The 25,437-nt window shown below is 62.8% G+C and carries 27 protein-coding genes; 16 read left to right on the top strand and 11 right to left on the bottom strand.

Annotated features, from left to right (window positions below):
• Positions 1–3 precede the first annotated feature (3 nt).
• The 5 genes from AC1Q61_RS13735 (at position 4) to AC1Q61_RS13755 (ending at position 4,043) form a co-directional block, all read left to right on the top strand.
• Entirely contained in the window at positions 4–786 is a 783-nt protein-coding gene (locus tag AC1Q61_RS13735) for an SDR family oxidoreductase (RefSeq protein ID WP_042924184.1), read from the top strand.
• A 67-nt stretch (positions 787–853) separates the two neighbouring features.
• A complete protein-coding gene (locus tag AC1Q61_RS13740) occupies positions 854–1,453 on the top strand; it encodes a DUF6636 domain-containing protein (RefSeq protein WP_003944380.1) in 600 nt (199 codons plus the stop codon).
• Positions 1,453–2,145: a TrmH family RNA methyltransferase gene (locus tag AC1Q61_RS13745; RefSeq protein ID WP_042924186.1), complete on the top strand. Its 693-nt coding sequence runs from the start codon at positions 1,453–1,455 to the stop codon at positions 2,143–2,145. Before AC1Q61_RS13740 ends, AC1Q61_RS13745 begins: the two co-directional genes overlap by 1 nt.
• A 57-nt stretch (positions 2,146–2,202) precedes the next feature.
• On the top strand, positions 2,203–3,324 hold the full coding sequence (locus AC1Q61_RS13750) for a glycoside hydrolase family 76 protein (RefSeq protein ID WP_003944321.1): 1,122 nt from the start codon (positions 2,203–2,205) through the stop codon (positions 3,322–3,324).
• An 11-nt stretch (positions 3,325–3,335) separates the two neighbouring features.
• Entirely contained in the window at positions 3,336–4,043 is a 708-nt protein-coding gene (locus tag AC1Q61_RS13755) for an alpha/beta fold hydrolase (protein WP_042924188.1), read from the top strand.
• Here AC1Q61_RS13755 and AC1Q61_RS13760 read toward each other — a convergent pair.
• Complete coding sequence (locus AC1Q61_RS13760; protein WP_308251817.1) at positions 4,006–5,004, bottom strand: GNAT family N-acetyltransferase; 999 nt, start codon at positions 5,002–5,004, stop codon at positions 4,006–4,008. The two genes, AC1Q61_RS13755 and AC1Q61_RS13760, sit on opposite strands and share 38 nt — an antisense overlap.
• A 91-nt stretch (positions 5,005–5,095) precedes the next feature.
• On the opposite strand from AC1Q61_RS13760, the gene AC1Q61_RS13765 reads away from it, so the two are divergent.
• Complete coding sequence (locus AC1Q61_RS13765) at positions 5,096–6,448, top strand: LLM class flavin-dependent oxidoreductase (protein ID WP_007726771.1); 1,353 nt, start codon at positions 5,096–5,098, stop codon at positions 6,446–6,448.
• Between the two features lie 44 nt (positions 6,449–6,492).
• The gene (locus tag AC1Q61_RS13770; RefSeq protein ID WP_492651147.1) at positions 6,493–7,620 is read left to right on the top strand and encodes a GTP-binding protein; all 1,128 of its coding nucleotides are present in this window, start codon (positions 6,493–6,495) and stop codon (positions 7,618–7,620) included.
• An 11-nt stretch (positions 7,621–7,631) separates the two neighbouring features.
• On the opposite strand, the gene AC1Q61_RS13775 is transcribed toward AC1Q61_RS13770, so the two are convergent.
• Together AC1Q61_RS13775 and AC1Q61_RS13780 are read right to left on the bottom strand one after the other, a co-directional pair.
• Positions 7,632–8,294, bottom strand: coding sequence for a DedA family protein (locus AC1Q61_RS13775; protein WP_003944306.1), 663 nt, complete (start codon positions 8,292–8,294; stop codon positions 7,632–7,634).
• A gap of 29 nt (positions 8,295–8,323) precedes the next feature.
• Positions 8,324–9,061: a VTT domain-containing protein gene (locus tag AC1Q61_RS13780; protein WP_003944390.1), complete on the bottom strand. Its 738-nt coding sequence runs from the start codon at positions 9,059–9,061 to the stop codon at positions 8,324–8,326.
• A 181-nt stretch (positions 9,062–9,242) separates the two neighbouring features.
• Here AC1Q61_RS13780 and fbaA point away from each other — a divergent pair, with 181 nt between their 5' ends.
• Complete coding sequence (gene fbaA / locus AC1Q61_RS13785) at positions 9,243–10,280, top strand: class II fructose-bisphosphate aldolase (protein ID WP_007726777.1); 1,038 nt, start codon at positions 9,243–9,245, stop codon at positions 10,278–10,280.
• Positions 10,281–10,359: 79 nt separating this feature from the next.
• Here fbaA and AC1Q61_RS13790 read toward each other — a convergent pair whose 3' ends face one another.
• Positions 10,360–11,238 carry an Rv0361 family membrane protein gene (locus AC1Q61_RS13790; protein ID WP_042924195.1) on the bottom strand — a complete coding sequence of 293 codons (879 nt, stop codon included), beginning with the start codon at positions 11,236–11,238 and terminating at the stop codon, positions 10,360–10,362.
• Positions 11,239–11,363: 125 nt separating this feature from the next.
• Here AC1Q61_RS13790 and AC1Q61_RS13795 point away from each other — a divergent pair, with 125 nt between their 5' ends.
• From AC1Q61_RS13795 to AC1Q61_RS13805, 3 genes are all read left to right on the top strand, one after another.
• Positions 11,364–11,780: a DUF3151 domain-containing protein gene (locus AC1Q61_RS13795; protein WP_007726781.1), complete on the top strand. Its 417-nt coding sequence runs from the start codon at positions 11,364–11,366 to the stop codon at positions 11,778–11,780.
• Entirely contained in the window at positions 11,767–12,912 is a 1,146-nt protein-coding gene (locus tag AC1Q61_RS13800) for an FUSC family protein (protein WP_003944297.1), read from the top strand. Before AC1Q61_RS13795 ends, AC1Q61_RS13800 begins: the two co-directional genes overlap by 14 nt.
• Positions 12,913–13,003: 91 nt before the next feature.
• A complete protein-coding gene (locus tag AC1Q61_RS13805; RefSeq protein ID WP_007726784.1) occupies positions 13,004–13,933 on the top strand; it encodes a cation diffusion facilitator family transporter in 930 nt (309 codons plus the stop codon).
• On the opposite strand, the gene AC1Q61_RS13810 is transcribed toward AC1Q61_RS13805, so the two are convergent.
• Positions 13,923–14,387, bottom strand: a complete 465-nt coding sequence (locus tag AC1Q61_RS13810; RefSeq protein ID WP_039972744.1) for a pyridoxamine 5'-phosphate oxidase family protein — start codon at positions 14,385–14,387, stop codon at positions 13,923–13,925. The genes AC1Q61_RS13805 and AC1Q61_RS13810 overlap by 11 nt on opposite strands.
• A 64-nt stretch (positions 14,388–14,451) precedes the next feature.
• On the opposite strand from AC1Q61_RS13810, the gene AC1Q61_RS13815 reads away from it, so the two are divergent.
• On the top strand, positions 14,452–15,405 hold the full coding sequence (locus tag AC1Q61_RS13815; RefSeq protein WP_042924198.1) for a helix-turn-helix transcriptional regulator: 954 nt from the start codon (positions 14,452–14,454) through the stop codon (positions 15,403–15,405).
• On the opposite strand, the gene AC1Q61_RS13820 is transcribed toward AC1Q61_RS13815, so the two are convergent.
• Complete coding sequence (locus AC1Q61_RS13820; RefSeq protein ID WP_030535980.1) at positions 15,402–16,343, bottom strand: DUF808 domain-containing protein; 942 nt, start codon at positions 16,341–16,343, stop codon at positions 15,402–15,404. The genes AC1Q61_RS13815 and AC1Q61_RS13820 overlap by 4 nt on opposite strands.
• A gap of 240 nt (positions 16,344–16,583) precedes the next feature.
• Between AC1Q61_RS13820 and AC1Q61_RS13825 the strand changes: the two genes are divergently transcribed.
• Positions 16,584–17,240, top strand: coding sequence for a class I SAM-dependent methyltransferase (locus AC1Q61_RS13825; protein WP_042924200.1), 657 nt, complete (start codon positions 16,584–16,586; stop codon positions 17,238–17,240).
• 28 nt (positions 17,241–17,268) lie between these two features.
• On the opposite strand, the gene AC1Q61_RS13830 is transcribed toward AC1Q61_RS13825, so the two are convergent.
• Together AC1Q61_RS13830 and AC1Q61_RS13835 are read right to left on the bottom strand one after the other, a co-directional pair.
• Positions 17,269–18,438, bottom strand: coding sequence for a thiolase family protein (locus AC1Q61_RS13830; RefSeq protein WP_042452159.1), 1,170 nt, complete (start codon positions 18,436–18,438; stop codon positions 17,269–17,271).
• Positions 18,435–19,850 (bottom strand): MFS transporter, encoded by a 1,416-nt coding sequence (locus AC1Q61_RS13835; protein WP_215515721.1) that lies wholly within the window; start codon positions 19,848–19,850, stop codon positions 18,435–18,437. The genes AC1Q61_RS13830 and AC1Q61_RS13835 overlap by 4 nt, the downstream gene beginning before the upstream one ends.
• A gap of 58 nt (positions 19,851–19,908) precedes the next feature.
• Here AC1Q61_RS13835 and AC1Q61_RS13840 point away from each other — a divergent pair, with 58 nt between their 5' ends.
• Together AC1Q61_RS13840 and AC1Q61_RS13845 are read left to right on the top strand one after the other, a co-directional pair.
• On the top strand, positions 19,909–20,406 hold the full coding sequence (locus AC1Q61_RS13840; RefSeq protein ID WP_003944415.1) for a winged helix-turn-helix transcriptional regulator: 498 nt from the start codon (positions 19,909–19,911) through the stop codon (positions 20,404–20,406).
• Between the two features lie 92 nt (positions 20,407–20,498).
• Complete coding sequence (locus AC1Q61_RS13845; RefSeq protein WP_042924206.1) at positions 20,499–21,737, top strand: HNH endonuclease signature motif containing protein; 1,239 nt, start codon at positions 20,499–20,501, stop codon at positions 21,735–21,737.
• A gap of 100 nt (positions 21,738–21,837) precedes the next feature.
• Here AC1Q61_RS13845 and AC1Q61_RS13850 read toward each other — a convergent pair whose 3' ends face one another.
• From AC1Q61_RS13850 to AC1Q61_RS13860, 3 genes are all read right to left on the bottom strand, one after another.
• Positions 21,838–22,326, bottom strand: a complete 489-nt coding sequence (locus AC1Q61_RS13850) for a GNAT family N-acetyltransferase (RefSeq protein WP_007726792.1) — start codon at positions 22,324–22,326, stop codon at positions 21,838–21,840.
• Between the two features lie 70 nt (positions 22,327–22,396).
• A complete protein-coding gene (locus AC1Q61_RS13855) occupies positions 22,397–23,167 on the bottom strand; it encodes a site-2 protease family protein (protein WP_003944319.1) in 771 nt (256 codons plus the stop codon).
• Complete coding sequence (locus AC1Q61_RS13860) at positions 23,164–23,838, bottom strand: hypothetical protein (protein WP_080961056.1); 675 nt, start codon at positions 23,836–23,838, stop codon at positions 23,164–23,166. The genes AC1Q61_RS13855 and AC1Q61_RS13860 overlap by 4 nt, the downstream gene beginning before the upstream one ends.
• A gap of 283 nt (positions 23,839–24,121) precedes the next feature.
• Here AC1Q61_RS13860 and AC1Q61_RS13865 point away from each other — a divergent pair, with 283 nt between their 5' ends.
• Complete coding sequence (locus AC1Q61_RS13865; RefSeq protein ID WP_003944351.1) at positions 24,122–25,411, top strand: adenylosuccinate synthase; 1,290 nt, start codon at positions 24,122–24,124, stop codon at positions 25,409–25,411.
• The last annotated feature ends 26 nt before the right edge of the window (positions 25,412–25,437 follow it).

Raw genomic sequence — 25,437 nt, forward strand, 5'->3', positions numbered from 1 at the left:
CGGATGAGCGAACCGAACGTCTTCATCACCGGTGCTGCGGCTGGAATCGGGCGGGAGACGTCGCTGTTGTTCGCGCGCAACGGATACCGCGTCGGCGCGTTCGACATCGACGACGCCGGCCTTGCCTCTTTGAAGGCCGAGATCGACGGTTTCGGTGGGAGCGTCGTGACGGGTGTCCTGGACGTCACCGATCCGGCCGGATGGGCGCAGTGTCTGGCCGATTTTGCCGGGGAGTCCGGGCGTCTGGACATCCTGATCAACAATGCGGGCGTGCTCTCGTCGGGACGGTTCGAGGATATTTCTCTTGCGGCGCATCGCCGGATGGTCGACATCAACATCACCGGCACCCTCAACGGCACGTACACGGCTTTCCCGTACCTCCGCGATACCGTCGGCGCTCAGGTGGTCAATCTGTGCTCCGCTTCGGCGATCTACGGCCAGCCCGAACTGGCGACGTACGGTGCAACCAAGTTCGCGATCCGCGGCCTGACCGAGGCGCTCGATCTGGAATGGGCACAGCACGACATCCGTGTTCTCGCGCTCTGGCCGTTGTTCGTCCAGACCGCGATGGTCACTGGAATGGACACCGGAGCCACCAGATCGTTGGGTATCAAGCTGACTGCAACCGACGTCGCGCAGGAACTGTGGGCGGCCACACGCGGCGCCGGACGGATGCACAAGGTTCACTACCCGGTCGGAACTCAGGCGAAGCTCTTCCTCAGCGCGTCGCGGTTCTCGCCCGCGTGGCTCTCACGGCTGATGAACAAGCGCGTCACCAGCACTTAGTCGACCACACGATAGAGTGCACTGTCGGCTGTTGCTGGGCCAAGATGACGTGTGTGGAGGTAGTCGGGTGGTTCGTGTTCGGGTGGGGTTCGTCTTGTTGGGCGTCGGGTCGGCGCTCGTGCTCGCAGGGTGCAGCGGGGAGGCGGATTCAGCGCCGACCGTAGCGGCGCAGCCCAGTTCGTCCACCACTACCGCAGTGCCGACGACGACCACCACCGTCGCGCCCGTCGTCCCCACGACCACCGAACCACCGACCACGACGCTGCCACCGACGACGACACTCACGGACGTGCAGTTCGAGCGCAACGAGTCGTACTACTTCACCACTCCCGACGGAAACTTCCAGTGCGGCATCATCAAGTTGCCCACCAGAATCGAAGCCGGGTGCGAGGGAACGACCACTCCCGTTCCGCCGCGGCCGGAGAGCTGCATGGTCAACTGGGGCAACGGTATTCGCGTCACCGACGAGGGTGAGGGTGCTTTCATGTGTTCGGGCGGAGAGGTGTACACCTCTGGCGGCCCCGACGCCGATCCGGTGTTGGCGGCCGGTCAACCGCTGAGCAAACTGGGTTTCACCTGTACGACCACCGCGACAGACGTCTCGTGTGTCAACGATCAGACCACGCACGGCTTCACCGTGGCTGCAGATTCCAACGAGGTGTTCTGATGTCCGAAGTCGCAGCCGACGACGTGTCCGGCGGAGCCGGTGAACCGGGACCCACCGAGTGGGGCGAGAATCCCAACGGCGTCGGACCCTGGGCCGAGGAGCACGACACGGAACCGCCGACCGACGAGCGCTACGACCCGGTACTTCTGGCCGAGGGTGATCGTCGAAACGTCTTGGACGAGTATCGGTACTGGACGCGGGAAGCGATAGTCGCGGATATCGACTCGCGCCGTCACACGATGCATGTCGCCATCGAGAACTTCGCGCACGACGCCAACATCGGCACGGTGGTCCGCACGGCCAACGCGTTTGCCGCGGCCGCGGTCCACATCGTGGGGCGTCGGCGCTGGAATCGGCGGGGTGCCATGGTGACCGATCGATACCAACACATCGTTCACCACGCCGACATCAGCGAGCTCGTCGAGTACGCCCGTGAGAATTCACTCACGATCGTGGCCGTCGACAACACCCCGGGGTCGGTGCCGCTGGAAACGGCAAGCCTGCCGCGAGAGTGCATCCTGCTGTTCGGTCAAGAAGGGCCCGGAGTGACCGATCATGCGAAAGAGGTTGCGTCCATGACGGTCTCGATCGCACAATTCGGGTCGACTCGCAGTATCAACGCCGGTGTCGCGGCCGGCATTGCGATGCACGCGTGGGTACGTGAGCATGCCGATCTCGCCGATTCCCGCTGATCTCGCTCGCGAATTCCGGCTAGCGCGTAGCGCCTCGACCAGACAGGATAGGTAGTTATGCAGGAAGTGTGGGCAGAGCGAGCCGATGCGGCTGAGGGCGCGATAGTCAGTCGTCACCTTCGGCGCCTGTGGGGAATGCCCCGGACAGCACTCGGCGTGGTTGCCTGGCCTGCTGTTCGGCGCGAGCGGATGTTCAAGCCGTGGCACTACTGGTGGCAAGCACACCTGCTCGACACTGCGATCGACGCGCTCGAACGTGACCCGACGCCCAAGCGTCGTCGCCGGGTCGCGAAGGTTGCCCGCAGTGTGCGGGTCCGCAACGTCTCGGCGTGGACCAACAACTACTACGACGACATGGCGTGGCTGGGCCTCTCGCTCGAACGTGCGCAACGCATGTTCTCGGTCGATCACCGAACCGCGGTTCAGGCGCTCGAATCGCAACTCTTCGATTCGTGGTCCCCGGCCGACGGCGGCGGTATTCCGTGGTGCAAAGGCTCCGATTTCTACAACACGCCGGCAAACGGACCCGCCGGAATCATGCTGGCGCGCACCGGAAAACTCTGGCGTGCGCAGGCAACGGCCGACTGGATCGACGAGACGCTGCGGGATCCGGACTCCGGACTGATCTTCGACGGTATCCGCCGCGACGGCACCCTCGAGCGCGCGATCTATTCGTACTGTCAGGGCGTCACGCTGGGGTTGGAAACCGAGTTGTCGACACGATTGGGCGAACCGCGCCACCGCGAGCGAGTCCACAAACTCGTCGACGCCGTGTACGACGGCATGACCGAGTACGGAGTCATCACGGGCGGTGGCGGAGGCGACGGCGGACTGTTCAACGCAATCCTGGCTCGCTACCTCGCGTTCGTGGTGGTGAACCTGTCCTGGGAGACTCACGAGGACCTGCGAGCGCGCGAACTCGCAGCGCAGATCGTTCTGTCCTCCGCGGAAGCGGCCTGGAACAACAGACTGCAGATCGAAGGTCTGCCGCTGTTCGGGCACGACTGGACCAAGGATGCTCAGTTGCCGAGTCTGTCCGGCGACATCGCCACCTTCGCCGCCGGAACCGTGCGCTCGTCGAGCGTGCCCGAGCGAGACCTCTCGGTGCAGGTAGGTGGGTGGATGCTCATGGAGGCGGCATTTGTCGTCTCGGCGGCTGGATACCCGCGTAAGCGTTAGGCTTTTCCCTCATGGAATCCCGGCACGCGGTCGACACGGACGGCGTACGTCTTCACATCGATGTCGGTGGGGCAGGGGCGGACGTTCTGGTTCTCTCCGGCGGCCCGGGATGCGTTCACTATCTTGCTCACGACGAGCTGGTTCCGGAAGGAATGCGCGCGTGGTGCCCTGAGCCACGCGGAGTCGGCCGGTCCGGTGGCGGCGCTCATACGATGGCGCAGGCGGTTGCGGACCTCGAACTCGTCCGACGCACGTTCGAGATCGACAGTTGGGTCGTGCTGGGGCACTCGTGGGGATCCGACTTGGCGGTGCGGTACGCACTCGACTGTCCGGAATCGGTGTCCGGCGTCGTCGGCATCGCGGGGCACGGCCTCCACAAGGACCGGACATGGTCGAAGCAGTACGAAGCGGGAATCGAGCCGGACCCGCAGATACCTTGGGAACCTGTTGTCTGGCAATCGCTTCAAGAATCGTTCATCGAATGGATCCATGAACCACAGCTGTTTCGGCAGTTGGCCGACTCACCAGTGCCCATGACATTTCTCGCGGCGGCCGACGACATTCGCCCGTCGTGGCAGTTGCAGCAACTGGCCGAGCTCGTGCCTAACGGTAGTTTCGAGGTCGTCGACGGTGTCGCGCACAACTTCTGGCAGTCTCACCCGCTCCTGTGGAGGAAGATCGTCACCGAGGCTTGTGCGGCGCACTCTCGGCTCTCCTGATTTCCACCAGGATCCGCTCCGCAACGGACTGGTATCCCAGGCTCCGATTGACGGTCAGCATCGGGTGGTTTTCCGCGTTCACCGTTGTGTAAATCTTTTGCAGCGAGGGAAATTCAGCTGCCAACACAGACGCTTGTTGCTCCTTGACCCACCGAGCGAGACCGTGTCCGCGGTGCTGGGGAAGTACCACGGTGTCGTGCTGCGATGCGTGGGTGCTGTCATGTTCGTCCACCGTCACCACTGTCGCTGCGGCTACTTCGCCGACGCTGTCGTCGACCGCGCAGCACACCAGGAGTACTTGAGAGCCACCCGTCATCTTCTGTTCCCACGATCTGACCTCGTCGGCTCCCCAATTACGTTCGGGCACCTGCAGTTCAGCGCCCGGCGCGTCGAGGAGTCGGTTCAATGCCTCCGAGAAGGAGTGGATCAGCTCGTCCGGGGTTCGGTTGCGCCAACTGACGATTCGATAGCCGGGGCGGGTGCTGTGTGCGGTGGGAGGGCTGAGGTGCTGAACCTGGTTGGCCAACCGAAGCAACACGCGGTGACCGTCGAACGATCGCAGGAAATGCTCGGCTGCGCTTCCGACGAGCGCCGTCACTCTGATTCTTCGCACGCCGAACCCGGCGATGTCGACTTCGACGAGTTCGGCAAGCGCTCGTCCTACCCCTCGTCGCTGCGCGTGGGGTGTCACGTACATCCGAAACTCTGCGAGATCGGCTTCGGCCGAGTTGCGTCGTGCCTGGGCGATGCCGAGGACCTCGTCGGTGCCGGCGTCGCGTGCGATCCAACGCCGTACATCGGCCGAATTGTCCTCGGCCTCGATCATTTCCATCAGCGCAGTCGCTGTCGGCGCAGTCCCGGACAGGTGACGCTGGCCTTCGGCGAACACCTCACACCACTGATGAAGAACAGTTGCTGTCGCTCCGGACGGTACGAACTCGGCTACAACTACGCGGCTCACCCATGTGACGATACCGACCTGCCCACCCCGAGTTGGAATCACGCGAACCCTAACCCTGTCGGACTGCGGCGGCAGTTGCCAGCATTCAGGCATGTCTGATTCTCCGCGCCAACTGAGCCTCAACGCGTTCATCCACCCCGCCGGTCATCACGAAGCGGCGTGGCGTCATCCGTGGACAACCCCGGAACGTCTGTTCGACGTCACGTATTTCCAGGAGATCGCTCGCACTGCTGAGGCGGCGAAGTTCGACGGAATCTTCTTCGCCGACGGTCCCGCGTTGCGCAGCGACGTCGAGCACGGTCCCGCAGGGACATTGGAGCCGATCACCTTGTTGACGGCCATTGCAGTGGCGACCGAGCGAATCGGATTGATCGCGACGGCGTCGACCACGTACTACGAGCCGTACAACCTGGCTCGGCTGTTCGCCTCGCTCGACCACATCTCGAACGGACGCGCGGGGTGGAACATCGTCACCACGGGTACGGATCTGGCGGCAGCCAACTTCGGGCTGGCCAAGCACCCGGATCACGGGGACCGGTATTCGCGTGCAAGGGAATTCGTCGACGCGGTGGTGCGGTTGTGGGACAGCTGGGAGGACGACGCGATCAGTCTGGACCGGGAGAACGGAATCTACGCGGACAGAAACAAGATTCACGAGATCAACTACGTCGGCCGGCATCTGCGGGTGCGGGGACCGTTCAACGCACCGCGAACTCCGCAGGGATACCCGGTGCTGGTGCAGGCCGGTGCGTCCAACGACGGTCGCGCGTTTGCCGGTCAGTATGCGGAGGCGATTTTCACAGCGCACCAGAGACTTTCCGATGCGCAGGCGTTCTACACCGACATCAAGTCGAGGGCTGCGCAGTTCGGGCGCAACCCCGATCATGTCAAGATTCTGCCGGGAATCAGCCCGTTCATCGGTGACACCGAGGAACAAGCCAAGGCGCTCGAGCGAGAATTCAACGAGTTGACTTCGCCGGAGTACGGGCTCGCGCAACTCGGTGCACTCACCGGGACCGATGTTCGGAATCTGGAACTGGATGCACCGGTTCCCGTCGAATTGTTCGCGGCGGCAGGTGATGTCACCGACAACAAGCAAAGTAGATTGCAGGTGATCGCCGGCATCGTCGAGCGTGAGCGTCCGACGGTTCGGGGACTGCTTCATCGTTTGGCGGGTGCGCGCGGACACCGGGTGTTTGCCGGAACCGCCGAGCAGGTGGCTGACACGATCGAGGAATGGTTCACCAGCGGTGCTGCTGATGGCTTCAACGTCATGCCGCCGTACTACCCGGGTGGGCTCGAGATCTTCACCGAGCGTGTGGTCCCGATCCTGCAGGATCGCGGTCTTTTCCGGACTGAATACACGGGTACGACCCTTCGTGATCATTTCGGTTTGCCGAGGCCCGAGAGCCAGTTCTCGGGTAGTGCCTCTGCAGTGCAGTAGGCCCGCCCGCTGTTGTCGATAATGACAATGGTTACCATTAAGGAATGAAGCAGCTACCGGTAACCGTGCTGTCCGGATTTCTGGGCGCAGGCAAGACCACACTCCTCAACCACATTCTCGCCAATCGCGATGGCCGTAGGGTCGCCGTCATCGTCAACGACATGAGCGAGATCAACATCGACGCGGCCCTCGTCGCGGGCCAGGGTCAGCTCGACCGCACGGAAGAGAAGTTGGTCGAGCTGACCAACGGATGCATCTGCTGCACGCTGCGTGAGGATCTGATCGACGCCGTCGGCGCCCTGGCCCGAGAGGGGCGATTCGATCAGTTGGTGATCGAGTCCACCGGCATCTCCGAACCGATGCCGGTGGCGGCCACCTTCGACTGGGAATTCGAGGACGGTTTCAGCCTCGGCTCGCTCGCGAAGCTCGACACCATGGTGACCGTGGTGGACGCGTCGACCTTCCTCGGCGAACTGGCAAAAGGCGAACGACTGGACGAGCGCAACCTCGAAGCCGGGGAGGGGGACGGACGCAGCATCTCCGATCTCCTGGTCGATCAGGTGGAGTTCGCCGACGTCATCTTGCTGAACAAAACCGACCTGGTGAGCCCGCGGGCGGCAGGAACCGTCGAGGCAACGCTTCGTAGGCTCAACCCCACCGCTCAACTGATTCGAACAGATCACGGCAACGTCACCCTCGACCGTGTCCTCGAAACCGGTCTCTACAACCCGGAACTTGCTGCGCAGGTACCCGGTTGGGACGAGGAACTGGCCGGTGGGCACACCCCGGAAACCGAGGAATACGGAATACGCAGCGTCACATACCGCGCCTCGCGACCCTTTCATCCGGCGCGACTCGAGGCCGCGCTCGGTCAGTTCGCCGGACTCCTGCGGAGCAAGGGATTCTGCTGGATCGCCAGTCGGCCCGAGTTCGCCGCGATCTGGTCGCAGGCAGGCCCCAACCTCGTCATCGAACCGGCTCAGCTGTGGGCGTCGGCGGCGGAGGTGCCAGGGCAGGAGATCGTGTTCATCGGAGTGAAACTGGACCCGGCGGCGCCGTCACGAATCCTCAATCCGGCTCTGCTGACCGATGACGAACTACGCGAAGGACCGCGGGCATGGACTCGCTACGAGGACCCGCTGCCGGCGTGGGACCAGGGACACCTGCACTGAGCAGTCAGCTTCTAGTCGAGGACTTCTTCGACCTCGACGTCTTCGGCCGGTCGGGCCATCTCCTTGCGGTACTGCCAGATTCCCAGCGCAGTACCGATGACCAAGCTGACCATCATCACGATCAGCACGGCGGGCAGCAACCACGGCACGCGATCGAGGAACGAGCCACCGTAGAAACCGAGCAGCAGGAGCACGGGCGCCCAGATGATCGCGCCGATGGTGCTCGCGATGGTGTAGCGCGTGTGGTTCATCTTGGCTGCGCCCGCGACCATCGGGCACAGGGTGCGCACCCACGGAACCCAGCGAGCAATCAGGACCGCCCAGAACCCGTGTTTTTCCAACAGGATGTTCACGCGGTGCAGGTTCTTCTCGGTGAAGTATTTGCCGCCCTTACGGGCTTTGATGTGATTGCCGGTCCGGTGGCCGATGACGTACCCGACCTGGTTGCCGGCAATGGCCGCGATCATCGCACCGACAGACAACGCCCACACGTGGCCCGCGCCGGATTCGTGGCCGGCAAGAACGATTCCGGCTGTGATCAGAAGCGAATCACCGGGGAGAAACAACCCGAGGATGATCGCGCACTCGATGAAGACGAACGTGACGACGATGATCCAGACCAACAGAGGCCCGGCAGTCTCGAGCGGGGAGAAACTGCCGGATGCGAGCGTCATCGTCGTCAGTTCTTCGCCTCGTTCTGCAATCAGGGGGTGGGGTCTTCGGGGACTGTCACCGTCGAATTGTCCGTAGTGGAAGTATTCGCCGTTTCACCACGTCTCGACGCCAGAATTCGCTTCCCGATTTCGAAGACGATCGGCAGAACCGACACCAGGACGATCAAGATGAAGATGTAGTCGACATTGTCGCGGATGAATTCGATCTGCCCCAGGAGGTAGCCGAGCAAAGTCACGCCGGCACCCCACAGGATGCCGCCGACGATGTTGTACGTCAGGAACAGTGAGTACTTCATCTTCGAAGCGCCGGCGACAACCGGAGCAAAAGTACGCACGATCGGCACGAACCGAGCCAGGATAATGGTGATCGGGCCGTGCTTTTCGAAGAAGGCGTGTGACTCGTCGATGTACTTCTTCTTGAAGAACCGCGCGTCGTCCGTCTTGAACAGGGCAGTTCCGCCCTTGGCGCCGATGTAGAACCCGACTTGGTCACCCAGAATCGCGGCGATCGGAATGGTCACCAGGAGCACCCACAGCGGCGCGAACGGTTCGATCTCGGTGGACTTGGACGCCGCGATCAGCCCTGCGGTGAAGAGGAGCGAATCGCCGGGCAAGAGCGGAAACAGCAGGCCTGATTCGATGAAGACCACCAGAAGCAATCCCACCAGAACCCACGTTCCGAAGGAATTCAAGAGGTTCACGGGATCGAGGAAGCCGGGCAGCAAGGCCAGGTTCGTCACGGATTCAGTTGCTGCCTGCACATTCACGGTGGCCAGAGTACCGGCCGAATCTGAGTGTTTCCCACCACCGCAGGTCATCGCGTCGGTGGCGGCGGGCCGAGACCGCAAAGAGACGTGACGAGTCGGACTTGCCATACTGCTAGGACCACACGAAGCGCTTTCACATCGCCGAGCGCTCCGAACGACACGTATATGGAGGACTCCCGCCGTGCCTATCGCAACTCCCGAGGTCTATGCCGAGATGCTTGGTCGGGCCAAGGAGCATTCCTTTGCCTTCCCCGCCATCAACTGTGTCGGCTCCGAATCCATCAACGCAGCCATCAAGGGCTTCGCGGACGCCGGCAGTGACGGCATCATCCAGTTCTCGACGGGCGGCGCCGAGTTCGGTTCCGGTTTGGGTGTCAAGGACATGGTCACCGGCGCTGTTGCGCTCGCCGAGTTCGCACACGTGATCGCGGCAAAGTACGACGTCACCATCGCGCTGCACACCGATCACTGCCCGAAGGACAAGCTGGACACCTACGTGCGTCCGCTGCTCGCGATCTCGCAGGAGCGCGTCGACGCCGGTCGTAACCCGCTGTTCCAGTCGCACATGTGGGACGGCTCGGCTATCCCGATCGACGAGAACCTGGCCATCGCCAAGGAACTGCTCGCCCTCTCGAAGGCTGCACGCATCATACTCGAGGTCGAGATCGGTGTCGTCGGCGGTGAAGAAGACGGCGTCGAAGCCGAGATCAACGACAAGCTCTACACCTCGAGCGAAGACTTCGAGAAGACGGTCGATGCTCTGGGCATCGGCGAACAGGGCAAGTACCTCCTTGCCGCCACCTTCGGCAACGTCCACGGCGTCTACAAGCCGGGCAACGTCAAGCTCAAGCCCGAGGTTCTCGAAGAGGGCCAGAAGGTCGCCGCTGCCAAGCTCGGCCTGGCTTCCGGTTCGCAGCCCTTCGACTTCGTCTTCCACGGTGGATCGGGATCGTTGAAGTCGGAGATCGAGGACTCGCTGAACTTCGGCGTCGTCAAGATGAACGTCGACACCGACACCCAGTACGCGTTCTCCCGTCCGATCGCCGGACACTTCTTCACCAACTACGACGGCGTCCTCAAGGTCGACGGCGAGGTCGGAAACAAGAAGGCATACGACCCGCGCAGCTACCTCAAGAAGGCCGAAGCCGGCATGACGGCTCGCGTCGTCGAGGCGTGCAACGACCTGAAGTCGGCCGGACGCTCGGTGTCGGCAGGCTGATCGGTTTCACAACTGCGCTTCACAGAACAAAATGCGCGCCGGCGAAATTCTCCCCGGCGCGCATTTTCTGTTCAGGTACCTACTTGCTGGGATCGCAGACCTTCCACGTGCCGTCCTGGCGCTCGAGGTCGAACGTGCGCCACGACTGCTCGCCCGTGCTCGGCAAACTTGCCTGGACCTGAGCGATCGCGGTGTCGTCGGTGATGCGCACCGCGTCGACGGCTCCGACCTGCGGGATCGTCTTCTGCGCGACGGCATTGTCGTGGACCTGCGCGAACGCTGCGTCGGGAATGGTGCGGTAGTACTCGCCCAACGCCCCACAGGTCGACGTTCGCAGTGTTGCCAGATCGCCGGTCTGCAGAGCGTCGACGTACGTCGAGATGGCGGTCTGGACCTGAGCTTCGGGTGAGCTTTCACCGCTACCGCTGTTGGACGAGACGAATACGGCGACGCCGATCGCCGCGAGGACGGCGACGCCGGCCGCTGCTGCCGCGATGTACCAGCCCTTGCCGCTGCGCTTGGTCTTCTCCGGCGCGGCGGGCTCGATGCGAGTCGGCATCGGCTGAGCCGGCGGTGGGGTCGCTGCGACACCCACACGTTGAGGCGCGGCGCGCTGCTGCGGTTGAGGCGCAGCGCGCTGCGGTGGTGGTGGGGTCGGAGCCTGCCGGGGTGGTGGTGGTGGTGTCGGCTGCGCGGCTTTCGGAATCGCGACGGTGGCGGGCTCCGGCTTGGGCTGGGGTGTCGGTGCTGCTGTGGGTGCCTGAGTTGCCTTGGGGATCGCGACGGTTGGTGCGCTGGCAGCTTTGGCGTCGCCGTCCGCTTTCGAGGCCTTGTCCGCCTTCGAGTTCTTGTCTGCCTTCTGGATCGCCACAGTCGCAGGTTCGGTCGGGGCCGACTTCTCGGGCGCACCGTTCGGGGCTGCGCTCTTTTTCGAGTTGTCGTCTTTCGAGTCCGGCACGGGTAACCCTTCGGTCTTATGCAGCAATGACCATGTCAGGGTAACGACCGGTATGTAGCCTGCATAACTCCGACCGTCGGCGAGGCGGTCCTGTGGCAGAAAGGCGTAGCGGGCACAATGAGCGCATGACCCAATTCGGTGACCTGCTCGGACCCAAGCCCACTCTGCTTCCCGGCGACGACGACGCGGAATCGGCACTGCTCAACCACGCTGAACCGGCCCAGGTAGCGGCCGACCACCCCACTGCCTCCATTGCGTGGGCCTACCTGGCCGAGGCTGCCCTGGACAAGGGCGAAACCATCACGGCCTACGCCTACGCGCGTACCGGATACCACCGCGGACTGGACCAACTGCGTCGCAACGGTTGGAAGGGTTTCGGTCCCGTGCCCTACAGCCATGAACCGAACCGTGGTTTCCTGCGTTGCGTCGCAGTCCTGGCCAAGGCCGCGAAGACGATCGGCGAAGCCGACGAGTACGCGCGTTGCCTCGATCTGCTCGAAGACTGCGATCCCAACGCCGCCGAAGCGCTTGGCCTCGGTTAGCAGTTTCCGTCCGAGCCGGGCCGGCATCAAGGACCGGGCTCGCAAATCGGTGCGTCGGCTTCAGACGTCGGCGCTACCGATCATTCAATGTGCCTTGGCGGCCGGATTGGCGTGGTGGGTTGCCACCACGGTGATCGGGCACCACGCGCCGTTCTTCGCGCCGATTGCCGCTGTGGTCTCGCTCGGTCTGTCGTTGGGTGCACGACTACGACGCTCGTTCGAGTTGGTTGCGGGAGTCACGGTCGGTATCGGAATCGGTGATCTGATCATCTCCGGTATCGGGAGCGGACCGTGGCAGATCAGTTTGGTTGTCGTGCTGGCGATGTCCGTCGCGGTGCTTCTCAACAGCGGGCCGATCTTCTCCATGCAGGCGGGAAACTCGGCTGTGCTGGTGGCGACGCTGATCCCGCCGGGCGGCAGCGGCGGTCCCGATCGCATGATCGATGCCCTTGTCGGTGGTCTGGTGGGTATCGCGGTGGTCGCGATCATCCCCACCCACCCGGTACGACGCGCGCGCAAGGATGCTGCATCAATCCTCGGAACAGCTTCCGAGGTACTGCAATTGGTGGCAGACGGCCTCGTCGCGAATGACCCGGACCCGATCGTGAAGGCACTGCAGAAGGCGCGCGCAACTCAGGGTGCCATCGACGGGTTGCGCAGTAACCTTCTCGGCGGGAGGGAGATCAGCCGAATCTCCCCGCTGTACTGGAACAGTCGGCCTCGCCTCGAAAGGCTCATGGCGACAGCCGATCCCATCGACAACGCGATGCGCAACATTCGAGTGCTCGCGCGTCGTTCGTTGACGTTGGTCAGGGACGACGAGATCCTCGATCCGCGTCTGGTGGCTCAGGTCGAGCGCTTGTCGAAAGCCGTCGAAGTTCTCGAGGACATGATCCTGGCGGAGCCGGGGGAGCAGCCTGATCAGGCCGAAGCAGCGCGCGTCCTGCGCTCGGTGGCGAAGGAACTGAAACCGGCGATAGTGGAGAACGCAGGCCTGTCCTCGACGGTGGTGTTCGCCCAGATTCGATCGCTGGTCGTCGACCTGTTGCAGGTCGCGGGCATGAAGCGAATCTCGTCGATCGCCACTCTGCCGCCCACCGTGCCTCATCCCGCCTACGAGCCGGATCACTGACCTCTGCCGTTTCCCGCTCACTGAGCAACTCGTTGTATGTATGCGAATGTATGCATATGCTCTGAGAAGGACTTGGGAGGGAACAGGACAAATGGGAGCAGGGCACGGTCATTCACATGGCCACTCGGCAGCAGATTCGGTCGGCGTAGGACCGTCACCGCAACGCATCAGAAAAATGGCGATCGCGCTTGCGATCCTCGTTGCGTTCCTCGTGCTCGAGGCCACGGTCGGCATCCTGATCAACTCGTTGGCTCTGCTTGCCGACGCCGGTCACATGCTCACAGACGTGGTGGGTATGGCCATGGGACTGACGGCGCTGCTGCTCGCGAAGAGGGGCAGCACCACCGCGGCCAGGACCTTCGGTTGGCACCGCGCCGAAGTGCTGACCGCCATGGCCAATGCGGTGATGCTGCTGGCCGTCGCCGCCTGGGTCTTCTACGAGGCAATCGGCCGCATCGGTAACGAACCCGAGATCCCGGGCGGCGCCCTGATCATCACGGCGGCCGCCGGCCTGGCCGCGAACATCGTCGTGATGCTGATGCTGCGCGGCGATTCCAAGGACAGCCTGGCCGTGCGTGGCGCCTACCTCGAAGTGCTTGCCGACGCCGTCGGTAGCGTCGGCGTTCTGATCGCCGGTGGCCTTGTCCTGCTGTTCAACTGGACGTGGGCAGACGTCGTCGTCGGTGTTCTCATCTCGCTGTGGGTGGTGCCGCGTGCGATCAAACTGGCCGCAGCATCGCTGCGCATTCTGACGCAGGCGTCGCCGGCCGACGTCGACGTCGAAGCGGTCGAGGCCGACCTGGCGGCGCTGCCGAGCGTGATGGGTGTCCACGACCTACATGTCTGGACTCTCACCACCGGCATGGATGTCGCCACGGTCCACCTGACCAGTGACGCGAATTCGTCGAATGTTCTGGAATCCGCGCGCACCGTCCTCGAGAGTCACGGTCTTTCCCACGCCACCGTCCAGGTGGAATCGTGTGCCAACGGAGAGCACTGCGAGAAGAACGTCACTTGGTGAAGCGGGTGATATCTTTGCCCGGCTTCCAGAGGTCGACATACATGTGTTCGTCGTCGACAGTCGTGTGCACCACCTCGTCGATGTCGAGGACAAAGAGGTGCAGAGGCTTCGGAACCTCGTAGGTGTAGCTTGCGAGCACGGCTTCGAACTCGTCGCCGGTCACCTCGCGTGCGATTCCGGCGATCTTCGCGTCACCGCCCTCCATGGTGTGTTCGCCGGGATTGCTGTGGAGGGCGTAGCGCCCGTCACGGATGAGGTCCTTCGCCTTGAGTGCGCCGAACATCGAACCGAGCACCAGACGCCCATCGAGGATTTCGACTTCGGTGCCGCTGACCCGTGGTGAACCGTCCTTGCGCAGCGTTGCGAGGACGTGATGCTTGTGGGCTTTGAATCGTGCTTGGACCGCGTCGGCAAGAGCGGGTACTTCTTCGGAGAACTGCTTCCAGGTGACCATGACGGTCATTGTGCACCCCTATTCCTGACAACTTCTGTCAGTGATTCTCGGTAATGTTCGGTCCATGAGATCCGCGCGGTTACTCCAACTCATGCTGCGTTTGCAGGGGAGTCGCGGCGTCGTCGCCGAGCAGTTGGCCGACGAGTTCGGTGTGTCAGTGCGGACGATCTACCGCGACGTGGCCTCGTTGTCGGCTGCCGGTGTGCCGATCTGGACCGAGAGCGGCCCCGGTGGTGGCATCCGTCTGCTCGACGGATGGCAGTCCAAGTTGTCCGGCATGACGGACGACGAGACGTCCGCACTCATGCTGTTGGGTGTGCCGTCCATCGCTGCAGATCTCGGACGATCAGACGCCGTCGGTTCGGCGGGGGCCAAACTGCTCCGCTCCCTGCCCGGTCCCCTGCGCGAGAGTGCACGACTGTGGCAGGACCGCATTCTCGTGGACGTTCCGGGTTGGTTCGGCGGCGTCGACGACATCTCTGCGCTTCCGATCGTCACATCCGCTGTGCTGGACTCGCGTCGACTGCGCTTCGCCTATCGCGATCGCGAGCGGACGGTCGATCCGCTGGGTCTGGTCATCAAAGCCGGTGTTTGGTATCTGGTGGCGGGGATGAACGGTCGAACGCTGTCGTTTCGAGTCGGGCGCATCAAAAATGCCGTGGTAGAAGATGATTCGTTCACTCGGCCGGTGGATTTCGACCTGCCGTCGTGGTGGGCGGCGTCGATGGCCGAGTTCGACCGGTCGCTGCTTCGCTTCGAGTGTCGCGTGCGATTGACACCAGAGGGCAGGCGCCGGCTCCCCGATGTGGTGGGCGAGCTTGCCGCTGCAGTCGAAGTAGGGCCAGAGGACAACGACGGATGGGTGAGTGCCGAGCTGAAACTCGAGAGCGAAGCTGTCGCGCTCTCGCAGTTGATCGGTTTGGGAGCGGACGTCGAAGTGCTCGAGCCACGGTCGTTGCGTGAAGGACTGCGGGCTGTGGCGGAGCAGATGGTGCTCCGCCACACTCGCAGTGACTAGGCCGTTGCAGAACGCTTTGCGAGCAGGCGAGTGATACCCAGTTGAGCTGCGACGATGATGGCGCCGACCACCAGACCCAGTGCCGCCGACGCAAGTGTGTTGACGATCCACGCCAACACGCCACCGACTCCGGCGATGTCTCTGACTGCTTCTTCGCCGTGATGAACGGCGTCGTAGAGCGGGTGGAAGCCCAGTTCGTCGATGCCGACCAACAGGATGTGGCCACCGACCCACAGCATCGCGGCGGTACCCACCACCGAGAGCACTGACATCACGTGAGGCATGCCGCGAACGAGGCCTCGGCCGACCTTGTGGGTGAAGCCAGACGACGTCTCGGCGATCTTCAATCCGATGTCGTCCATCTTCACGATCAGTCCGACGACTCCGTAGACGACCACGGTGATGACGACCGCCACGACGGCAAGGATCACCAATCGGCTCCAGAAGCCTTCGCCTGCGATGGTGTTGAGTGCGATCACCATGATCTCGGCGGACAGGATCAGGTCGGTGCGGACGGCGCCCGAAACCACTGCTTCTTCGTCGCGAGGATGCTCGTCAGCGGCCTCGTGGTGGTCACCGTGGCCGAAGATTGCACCCCAGATCTTGTGAACCGCTTCGTAGCTGAGGTAACAGCCGCCGACCATCAACAGTGGCGTCAGCAGCCAGGGGAGGAACTGACTCAGCAGCAGAGCGATCGGAAGGATGATCAGCAGCTTGTTGCGCAGCGATCCGATGGCGATGCGCTTGATGATGGGCAACTCGCGTTCGGCTGCGAGCCCACGGACGTACTGCGGCGTGACGGCTGCGTCGTCGATGACCACGCCGGCAGCTTTGGCGGTCGCCTTACCGGTTGCGGCGGCAACGTCGTCGATCGAGGCGGCAGCCATACGAGCCAGGGCTGCGACGTCGTCGAGCAGGGCGAAGAGTCCGCCGGCCATCACAGACCTCCAGTGGAATCAGTGGAAAAAGGTGGCCGGACCGAACCGGTGACGCAGTTACTTGATCGCACGAGGTCTCTATCCATGATCGTCGTAGGTGAGGTCAGGTCACCTGGAACGATACCGGGGGCATCCGTCAGGGACGACCTCGCGAGGTCGGTTGCCCTTCGTCACGAAAGGTCTTCCCGACCCGGTGCTCGCGTGTAAGACTGCACAGAAGATCGATCGAAACGGGGCACTATGCGTGAACCAGACACTGCACAGGTCGCCAAGACTTTCGACGCAATGGCGGCGCACTACGACCGACAGATCGGGCGCTTCGAACGCTTTGTGCTCGGTGACGCCCGGAAATGGGCCGTGGACCAGGCGCATGGCCGCGTGGTCGAGATCGCCGTGGGTACCGGACTGAACCTGCCTCTCTACGGAGACGACGTCGATTACGTCATCGGCGTGGACATCTCGACTGCGATGCTCGATCAGGCCAGGCTCAAGGTCTCCGAGGGAGTGAAGACCGAAGTCGACCTACGACTCGGAGACGTGCAAGCACTCGATGTTCCCGACGAGTGCGTGGACACGTTGGTCTCGACCTACGCCTTTTGCACGATCCCCGATCCGGACCGAGTTGCGAACGAAGCATTTCGAGTCCTGGTACCCGGTGGTCGATTCGTCCTCGCCGAGCACGGACCGAGCAAGAACGTTGTTGCTCGTACGTTGATGAAGGTCGTCGAACCGCTTTTTGTTCGGTTCGGTGCCGATCATCTCACCCGTCAACCGGTTGAATACCTCGAAAACGCCGGTTTCCTGATCGACGAGGTGCAGCGCAGCGGCCGGGGCGGAATCGTGTTTCGGGTCGTTGCGCGCAAGCCGGATCCCGAATGGACGGCACTCGGTCACTGATGTCGGAATGCCGTCCATCGGGGATCGCTCAGCCCAGACGCTCCAGGATGGTCGCGTTTGCCAACCCACCTGCCTCGCACATGGTCTGGAGTCCGTAGCGCGCGCCGCGCTGCTCCATCGCGTTGACCAGGGTGGTCATGATCCGCGTTCCGCTGCCGCCCAGTGGGTGGCCGAGCGCGATGGCGCCGCCGTGGACGTTCACCTTGGACAGGTCGACGCCGGTGTCCGCTGCCCACGACAGGACGACGGGGGCAAAGGCCTCGTTGACCTCGAACAGATCGATGTCCGAGACCGTCAATCCCGCACGGGCCAGGACCTTCTGTGTAGCCGGGATGACCGCGGTGAGCATGTAGAGCGGATCGTCGCCGGCAACTGCGAAGCTGTGCAATCGTGCCTTCGGGGTGAGGCCGAGTTTCGCGGCGATCTCACTGGTCGTGATCATCACCGCCGAACTGCCGTCCGAAAGCGGGCTGCTGTTGCCCGCGGTGATGGACCAGTCGATCTGTGGGAATCGCTGTGCGTAGTAGTCGGATTCGAAGGCGGTCCGTAGGCCGGCCAGGGTCTCGACCGTGGTGCCGGGGCGGATGGCCTCGTCGACCGACAGCTGCGGGAGCGTGGCGAGTTCCTTGGTGAAGTACCCACTCTCGGTTGCCAGCGCGGCTTTCCGATGACTCGACGCCGAGAACTCGTCGAGTTGGGTGCGGCTCAGTCCCCACTTGGCGGCAATCAATTCGGCGCTGATGCCCTGCGGTACCAGACCGTCCGGATAGCGCTCTTCGAAACCCACGCCGAGTGATTCGCGCCCGATGCTGCTCGAGCCCATAGGGACTCGGCTCATCGACTCGACTCCGGCAGCGACAACGATGTCGTACGCACCGGCAATGACGCCCTGAGCGGCAAAATGAACTGCTTGTTGGCTACTTCCACACTGTCGGTCGACGGTGGTTCCCGGTACCGACTCAGGGTAGCCTGCGGCGAGAAGGGCAGTGCGAGTGACATTCTGGCTCTGTTCACCGACTTGGCTTACCGCTCCACCGATGACGTCGTCGATCAATGCTGCATCGATTCCAGTGCGTTCGACTACCGCCTTGAGGCTGTGGGCGAGGAGGTCGACGGCGTTGATGCCGTGCAGGGCGCCGTTCGCCTTTCCCTTGCCGATCGGAGTGCGAACGGCTTCGACGATAACTGCGTCTCTCATGACAAATTCCTTTCAGGGATGGCGGATTCAGCAGGGACAACCGGGGTGGGTGTGGTCGCAGGCGTCATTCCCAGTGATGCCAGGGCAGACACAAGCGCGACGCCAAAGATCACCCACCAGGCCTGGCGGAAGGTGTCGTAGTCGACAGCAGAGCCGAGAACCGCGATCAGAACGCTCACGCCGAGAACGGTTCCGATCTGTCGGCTCATGCTGACGATTGCGCTACCGGTGGCCGATCTGGCAGGTGCCAGATCCGCCGTGGCCTGCGACAGGATGGTCGGCAGGGCAAGGCCGACACCGATCCCGGCGATGATCCAGCCTGGTAGGAGTCCGGTCGCGTAGTTGGGCGTCGTATCAACCGAGACGAGAACGAGTACGGTTCCGACTGCCCACAGAAGGCTGCCGAGTGCGGCGACGCGTCCCGCCGAGTACCTCCGCGTCAGCGATCCGCCGGCGATGGCGAACAGCGGAACGAGAAGCGGACCCGGTGAGACGGCGAAACCGGTTCGCAGAGCGGAGTATCCCCAGGCTTCCTGGAGCCACAGGATGTTCGAGAGAAGACCCGCGGCGAATGCTGCGCTGAACAGGATGGCGGTGACGTTGGACCAGGCAAACGAGCGGATCTTCAGAAGATCCGGAGCAATCAACGGAGTCCGGTGACGAGAGTTGCTCCACCAGAACGAGAGTAGTGTCACGGCGGCCACGGCGAAGGCAATCAGAACGCGATTGTCGGTCCATCCCCAGTCCGGACCCTGGACGAGTGCCATGGCGAGAGAGCCGATTCCGACGGTGAGGAGGGCAGCGCCGACGAAGTCGATACCGGCATCGGGGTCCTTGTGTGTTGTATCCGGTACGAGTCGGACTGCGAAGTAGAGCAACACGATGCCCACTGGAACATTGATCAGGAAGACCCAGCGCCACGAGGCCTCTACGAGGATGCCGCCCACGACAGGGCCGAATGCAGCTGCTGCAGCGCCGGCGGCTGCCCAGATGCGAACGCCGGATTGACGTTTCGCGGCGGGAAGCGCATTGATCAGAAGCCCGAGACTGGCCGGGGTGAGCGCAGCGGCACCGACTGCCTGGACGATACGGAAGGCCACCAGTGCCCACAAGGACGGGCTGAAGGCACAGGCGGCGCTGGCGAGGGTGAACAGTGCGAGGCCGGCGATGAAGGCGCGCTTGTGCCCGATCCTGTCCGCCCAGCGTCCGAGGGGTATCAACAGTGCGGCGTAGACGATCGCGTAGCTGTTGAGGATCCAACTGAACTCGCCGAGCGAGTGACCCGGGTAGCTCTTGGCGATGTCGCCGAAGGCCACGTTGACCACAAAAAGATCGAGGCTGGCGACAAACGGCGCCCCCGACAGTATCGCGAGCAGGGGTCCGGTCCGCACCGGCTGGCTATGAAGTTCCATAGTCAGCAATCTAGACTCTGGCTATGGTTATGGCAAGCCAGGGGGTATGGTGAATTGCATGGACGCTGTACGACTGACCGGAGTGCTCGAAGATCGCGACGCCTGGCGGGCCACGCACTGTTCGATCGGGCGGGCCATGGAAGTGGTCGGCACTCGATCCGCGATGCTCATTCTGCGAGAGGCCTATTACGGCACAACGCGTTTCGACGACTTCGCGTCGCGAGTCGGCATCACCGAGGCGGTTGCGTCGGCGAGGCTGAAAGAACTCACTGAGGCGGGACTGTTCGAGCGTGTGCCGTACAAGGAGCCTGGAAAGCGGACGCGGCACGAGTACGTGCTCACCGAGAAGGGCCGTGACCTGCTGCCGGCGGTTCTCGCGCTGATGCAGTGGGGCGACAAGTATCTGCACGGCGGAAAAGGTGGACCGTTGGAGGTGGCCGACGACGCTACTGGTGAGCGCGTTCGCGTCGAGGTGCGCAGTGAGTCGGGTCGTGAAGTGCCTTTGGGGGAGTTGCGAGTCTCTGTCAACGAATCGCGTCGGCGGTTGCGCGAATAGCGATGCATCTCACCAGCTCTCGAGTGTAGGTCTTCTTGAAGTTGTCCGGTTTGTCTCTGGTTATCGAAAGTATGTTCGATTAAACTTTGAGCATGGGCGGTCGGGATGCGTGGCAGCTGGATGGCGAGGACCTCAAGGGTGAGGTTCTGGATCTGGTGCGCGCCCGGCACGAGTTGCAGTCGCGGATGGTGTTGCTGATCGTGGAGATGTTTTCCCGTGAGGTTCTCGGCGGGAAGGGTTTTCGGGCGATCGCACAATGGTTGCATGGTTCGACGAATCTGGAGATCGGTGAGTGCAGCCTGTTGGCCAGTCTGGCGCGGTTGCTTCTGCTCGAGCCTGTTGTGGCGGATGCGTTTCATCGCGGTGACGTGGATGCGTTGAAAGCCCGTCAGGTGGCGTCATTCTGTCAGCATCCGCCGAAGAACATGACGCCGGCGGATGTGGACAAGGCCCGCGGGATCCTGTTGGGGTTGGCATCGAAGAACATCGCGGATTGTGATGCGGTGCGGGCGGCGATCCGGCGGATCGAGAAGCAGTACGGCAAGCGTGAGGACGGCGTTCCGGTCGGGGAAGATTCGGAGCGGAACGAGTTCTACGCGTCGAAGGGCCTGTACGGCAGAGTAACCGTGAAGGGTGATCTGGATGCGGTGAACGGGGCGCGTCTGATCACGTTGTTGTCGAGCCTGTCTGCGCCGATACCGGAGAAGGACGGCGTGAAGGACACGCGTACGCCGGCATTACGACGGGCGGACGGGTTCTGCGAACTACTGCGGCGGTACGAGCGAGCGGGGTTGGGTCCGATCGAGGGCGGGGTGAAACCGCACATCACCGTTACCGCGTCCGCGAAAGACATGACGGATCTGCAGGCTTTGAAAGACCTCCTGCCGTCGACGGAGGAACTCGGGTTTGCGTGGGCGGATTGGGTGGGCCCGATCAGTATCGACACTGCGCGGATGTTGGCGTGCGACTGCACCGTGACGCGGATCTTGTTGGACGAGAATGGTGTTCCGCTCGACTGCGGTAAGGAAGCGAGAACAGCGACGGTGCCGCAGAGGCGGGCGTTGGCGGTTCGGGATGGTGGGTGTGCGTTTCCGGGGTGCGGGACTCCGTCGGGGTGGTGCGATGCTCATCATATTGTTCACTGGAACGATGGTGGCCCAACAGATCTCGACAATCTGATCTTGTTGTGCGGCCATCACCATCGGACGCTGCACCACATGGAGTGGCGGGTGGAGATCGGTCCGGATCGGAAGACGGTGTTCTATCCGCCGATGTCGGTTGATCCGTATCAACAGCCGATCGGCGGGAACAGCCCACCCACAGCGGCGTGAACCGCGACAACTGAAGACGTGAGCACCGGGGCACCTCTACGCCCCGGTGCTCGAGCTCGCGTTTGGGAGTCCCCGCGTTTGGGAGTTTTGTGGCAGGGCGTCAGCTCAGTGACTTCTTGAACCCGACATGGGAGGCCACAAATCCGAGTCGCTCGTAGAAGTCGTGAGCTTCCTTGCGAGTTTGATCCGAGGTGAGCTGCGCCAGAAACGCGCCGCGCCGGGCACCTTCTTCGCAGGCCCATCGGATCATCGAACTGCCGATGCCTTTACTTCGGTAGTCCTCGTGGACGCGAACAGCTTCGATCTGCAGTCGCGTGGCACCCATCCGGCTCATACCCGGAATGAAGGTCAATTGCATTGTGCCGATTACCGCGTCGCCGACCAGAACGGTGACGAGAAGTTGAGCCGGATCCTCGTCGATTCGCTTGAACGCGTCCTCGTAGATCGTTCGGGCTTCGGGGTTGGTCGTCTCCCGGGTGCTGCCGATCGGGTCGTCGGCGAGCAAGTCGATCAGTGCCTCCACGTGTCGAATCTCGGCCCGCGTGAGGGTGTACTCCACTCCGCCGGACTGAAATGACGTCGCAATCATCGATGCTCCCCTGAAGAAGAATGAATGTCTGAAATGTCAGACTCTCACGAGTCTCCTCCAGCGCACTCGATCACGTCCAAAAACGCATGAGGGCGTTACCGAGCATGGCGTAGTAGTCGGACACACCGCTCAATTCGAAGATCCAGTAGATCGCGTCGAAGAAGACGACATTGATCTGTGGGACGAACAGGAGCGCAACCAGCAGGAGCAGTCCGTACGGCTTGAACTGGTCGAGTTGGTGCCGTGTGTTGGGTGCGAGGTAGGGCTCCAGCGCGTTGTAACCGTCCAGACCCGGGACTGGGAGCAGGTTCAAAACTGTTGCCATGACCTGCAAGAAGGCCAGGAAACTGAGGCCTGCCCAGAACGTCAGATGCTCGGCCGATGAGCCGTACGTACGTATGACGACGAGGAGGATCACGGCGGCGACGGCATTCGTGAACGGACCGGCGAGCGATATTCGGGCCTGCACCTTGGGCGGGAACATCCCGGTGCGCAGGTACACGGCGCCGCCGGGAAGCCCGATGCCGCCCAATGCGATGAACAGCACCGGCAGACCGATCGAGAGCATCGGATGGCTGTACTTGAGCGGGTTGAGCGTCAGGTAGCCACGAGCCTCGACGTCGGTGTCTCCATGACGCCACGCCAGATAGGCATGCGCGAATTCGTGCAAGCAGAGCGTGACCACCCAGCCGGCAACCACGAGGACAAAAACACCCGCGCGGCCCGCGATGGAACCCCACGTCGAGTTCCAAGCGACGATTCCGGCGATGACAGTGATCGCAACGACGCCGAGGAAGACAGGGCTCGGCCGAACCGCCGACCGTGCTGCTCCGGTTCTCACCTGACCAACAACCAAGTCTTGTCGTGCCGGTAGAAGGTCGAACGCTTCAGATCGCGTGGGTTGGCCACCCCGTCGCGAACCAGTCGCGCTGCCGGCGAGCCCAGTTGAATGGCTCGGCCTTCCAGCCAGCGTCGCCCGCTCCAGCGGCTCTTGCGGTCGACTGATGCCTTGATCCCGGGGAGCTTGGGGCTCGGCACTATCCGGATGCCGGGGACTGTGCCGGAGAACAGCTTGTTGTCGTCGACGTAGGCCTCGCCGATCAGTTCGTCTGCATCCGCCGGACCCGTGACAGTTGCTGCACCTACCAGCGCGATTCCAGCGTCGTCGCGAATGAGCGGCACGGTGTGGACTGTGCCTTTCAAGGCCGTGCGCGCAGCTCGTGCACCAGTCGCGAGTTTGTACGCGTCGGTTGCGTCGGACCTGTTCTCGGTGACGTAGGCGAGTTCGACGTTGAGTCGCTCCAATCGCATCAACCGCGTCAATGCCGCGGCAAACGCGCCGTCGTTACCCACGACGATCAAGCGAGGCTCCGTCACGACCTGCAGTTGGGACAGTGCCTCGTCGAAGTCTTGCTTCTCCGGAAGCTCAGGGACAGTGAACGACGTGAGTTCACCCAGGGGGAGTGGAACCGGCGAATCGCCACATTTGAGCACCACAGGGGTCAAAGCCACTCCTAGCTCGATCAAGACTTCTTCACGGGTAGTGGGACCTCGCCACCCTTCCCTGAAATGGCCGTCCGAATCACTGCCGACGATCTTAGTGCGAGTCTCTGTGTCGACTCGCAATCGTGATGGTCACCGGCCAAATTCTGGACCGTCAGGTCTGGTCTGATGCTCTGGGCTAGACTGCTCCTTCGGTCACTGCAACAGTTCGGCGCTGCATCATGTGCGCGGAAGCCAGGCAGTACCAATGCGGCGGGACAACTGCTGCACGTCGACCGTAGGAGACAACGTCATGCCGGCAATCGTCCTGATCGGCGCCCAGTGGGGCGACGAAGGTAAGGGCAAAGCTACAGATCTACTGGGCGAGCAGCTTCAGTGGGTCGTGCGATACCAGGGCGGTAACAACGCCGGACACACCGTGGTTCTGCCGAACGGTGACAAGTTCGCACTGCACCTCATCCCGTCCGGAATCCTCACCCCCGCCGTCAACAACGTCATCGGTAACGGTGTCGTCGTCGACCCGGGTGTGTTGTTGACCGAATTGGCAGGCCTGGAAGAGCGCGGCGTGGACACGTCCCGCCTGCTGCTTTCTGCTGATGCGCACCTGATCATGCCGTACCACGTGGCCATCGACAAGGTCACCGAACGCTTCCTGGGAGCGAAGAAGATCGGCACGACCGGCCGCGGCATCGGCCCGTGCTACCAGGACAAGATCGCCCGTGTCGGTGTCCGTGCCGCGGACGTCCTTGACGAGAAGATCCTGACCCAGAAGGTCGAAGCAGCACTCGAATTCAAGAACCAGGTGCTGGTCAAGATCTACAACCGCAAGGCACTCGACCCGCAGCAGGTCGTCGAAGAGGTACTGACGCAGGCCGAGGGTTTCAAGCACCGCATCTCGGACACGCGCCTGGAGCTCAACCTCGCCCTCGAGCGCGGCGAGACCGTTCTGCTCGAAGGTTCGCAGGGCACTCTGCTGGACGTCGACCACGGCACGTACCCGTACGTGACCTCGTCCAACCCCACTTCGGGTGGCGCGGCAGTCGGTTCGGGAATCGGTCCCACCAAGATCACCACCGTGCTCGGCATCCTGAAGGCGTACACGACGCGTGTCGGTTCCGGTCCGTTCCCGACGGAGCTGTTCGACGATCACGGCGCATACCTGGCGAAGCAGGGCGGCGAGGTCGGTGTCACCACCGGACGCGCTCGTCGTACGGGATGGTTCGACGCTGTCATCGCGCGTTACGCGACGCGCGTCAACGGCATCACCGACTACTTCCTCACCAAGCTGGACGTGCTGAGCAGCCTCGACACCGTGCCGATCTGTGTCGCGTACGAGGTGGACGGTGTCCGCCACGACGAAATGCCGATGTCACAGAGCGACATTCACCACGCCAAGCCCATCTACGAAGAGATGCCCGGCTGGTGGGAAGACATCTCGGAGGCTCGCACCTTCGAGGAACTGCCGCAGAATGCGCAGAACTACGTGCTTCGTCTCGAAGAGCTTTCGGGTGCGTTCATCTCCTGCATCGGTGTCGGCCCCGGCCGCGACGAGACGATCGTCCGGCGCGAGATCGTCCGCTAGTTCGTTCCCTCGAAATCCCCGCTCAT

It is taken from the genome of Rhodococcus sp. MPR-R1B (assembly GCF_058793255.1).

Excerpts from the sequence above, each read along its gene's own strand:
- AC1Q61_RS13735 (WP_042924184.1), top strand. The coding sequence starts at position 4 with ATGAGCGAACCGAACGTCTTCATCACCGGTGCTGCGGCTGGAATCGGG.
- AC1Q61_RS13745 (WP_042924186.1), top strand. The coding sequence starts at position 1,453 with ATGTCCGAAGTCGCAGCCGACGACGTGTCCGGCGGAGCCGGTGAACCG.
- AC1Q61_RS13750 (WP_003944321.1), top strand. The coding sequence starts at position 2,203 with ATGCAGGAAGTGTGGGCAGAGCGAGCCGATGCGGCTGAGGGCGCGATA.
- AC1Q61_RS13755 (WP_042924188.1), top strand. The coding sequence starts at position 3,336 with ATGGAATCCCGGCACGCGGTCGACACGGACGGCGTACGTCTTCACATC.
- AC1Q61_RS13765 (WP_007726771.1), top strand. The coding sequence starts at position 5,096 with ATGTCTGATTCTCCGCGCCAACTGAGCCTCAACGCGTTCATCCACCCC.
- AC1Q61_RS13770 (WP_492651147.1), top strand. The coding sequence starts at position 6,493 with ATGAAGCAGCTACCGGTAACCGTGCTGTCCGGATTTCTGGGCGCAGGC.
- AC1Q61_RS13775 (WP_003944306.1), bottom strand. The coding sequence starts at position 8,294 with ATGACGCTCGCATCCGGCAGTTTCTCCCCGCTCGAGACTGCCGGGCCT.
- AC1Q61_RS13795 (WP_007726781.1), top strand. The coding sequence starts at position 11,364 with ATGACCCAATTCGGTGACCTGCTCGGACCCAAGCCCACTCTGCTTCCC.
- AC1Q61_RS13805 (WP_007726784.1), top strand. The coding sequence starts at position 13,004 with ATGGGAGCAGGGCACGGTCATTCACATGGCCACTCGGCAGCAGATTCG.
- AC1Q61_RS13810 (WP_039972744.1), bottom strand. The coding sequence starts at position 14,387 with ATGGTCACCTGGAAGCAGTTCTCCGAAGAAGTACCCGCTCTTGCCGAC.
- AC1Q61_RS13815 (WP_042924198.1), top strand. The coding sequence starts at position 14,452 with ATGAGATCCGCGCGGTTACTCCAACTCATGCTGCGTTTGCAGGGGAGT.
- AC1Q61_RS13820 (WP_030535980.1), bottom strand. The coding sequence starts at position 16,343 with ATGGCCGGCGGACTCTTCGCCCTGCTCGACGACGTCGCAGCCCTGGCT.
- AC1Q61_RS13825 (WP_042924200.1), top strand. The coding sequence starts at position 16,584 with ATGCGTGAACCAGACACTGCACAGGTCGCCAAGACTTTCGACGCAATG.
- AC1Q61_RS13830 (WP_042452159.1), bottom strand. The coding sequence starts at position 18,438 with ATGAGAGACGCAGTTATCGTCGAAGCCGTTCGCACTCCGATCGGCAAG.
- AC1Q61_RS13835 (WP_215515721.1), bottom strand. The coding sequence starts at position 19,850 with ATGGAACTTCATAGCCAGCCGGTGCGGACCGGACCCCTGCTCGCGATA.
- AC1Q61_RS13840 (WP_003944415.1), top strand. The coding sequence starts at position 19,909 with ATGGACGCTGTACGACTGACCGGAGTGCTCGAAGATCGCGACGCCTGG.
- AC1Q61_RS13845 (WP_042924206.1), top strand. The coding sequence starts at position 20,499 with ATGGGCGGTCGGGATGCGTGGCAGCTGGATGGCGAGGACCTCAAGGGT.
- AC1Q61_RS13850 (WP_007726792.1), bottom strand. The coding sequence starts at position 22,326 with ATGATTGCGACGTCATTTCAGTCCGGCGGAGTGGAGTACACCCTCACG.
- AC1Q61_RS13865 (WP_003944351.1), top strand. The coding sequence starts at position 24,122 with ATGCCGGCAATCGTCCTGATCGGCGCCCAGTGGGGCGACGAAGGTAAG.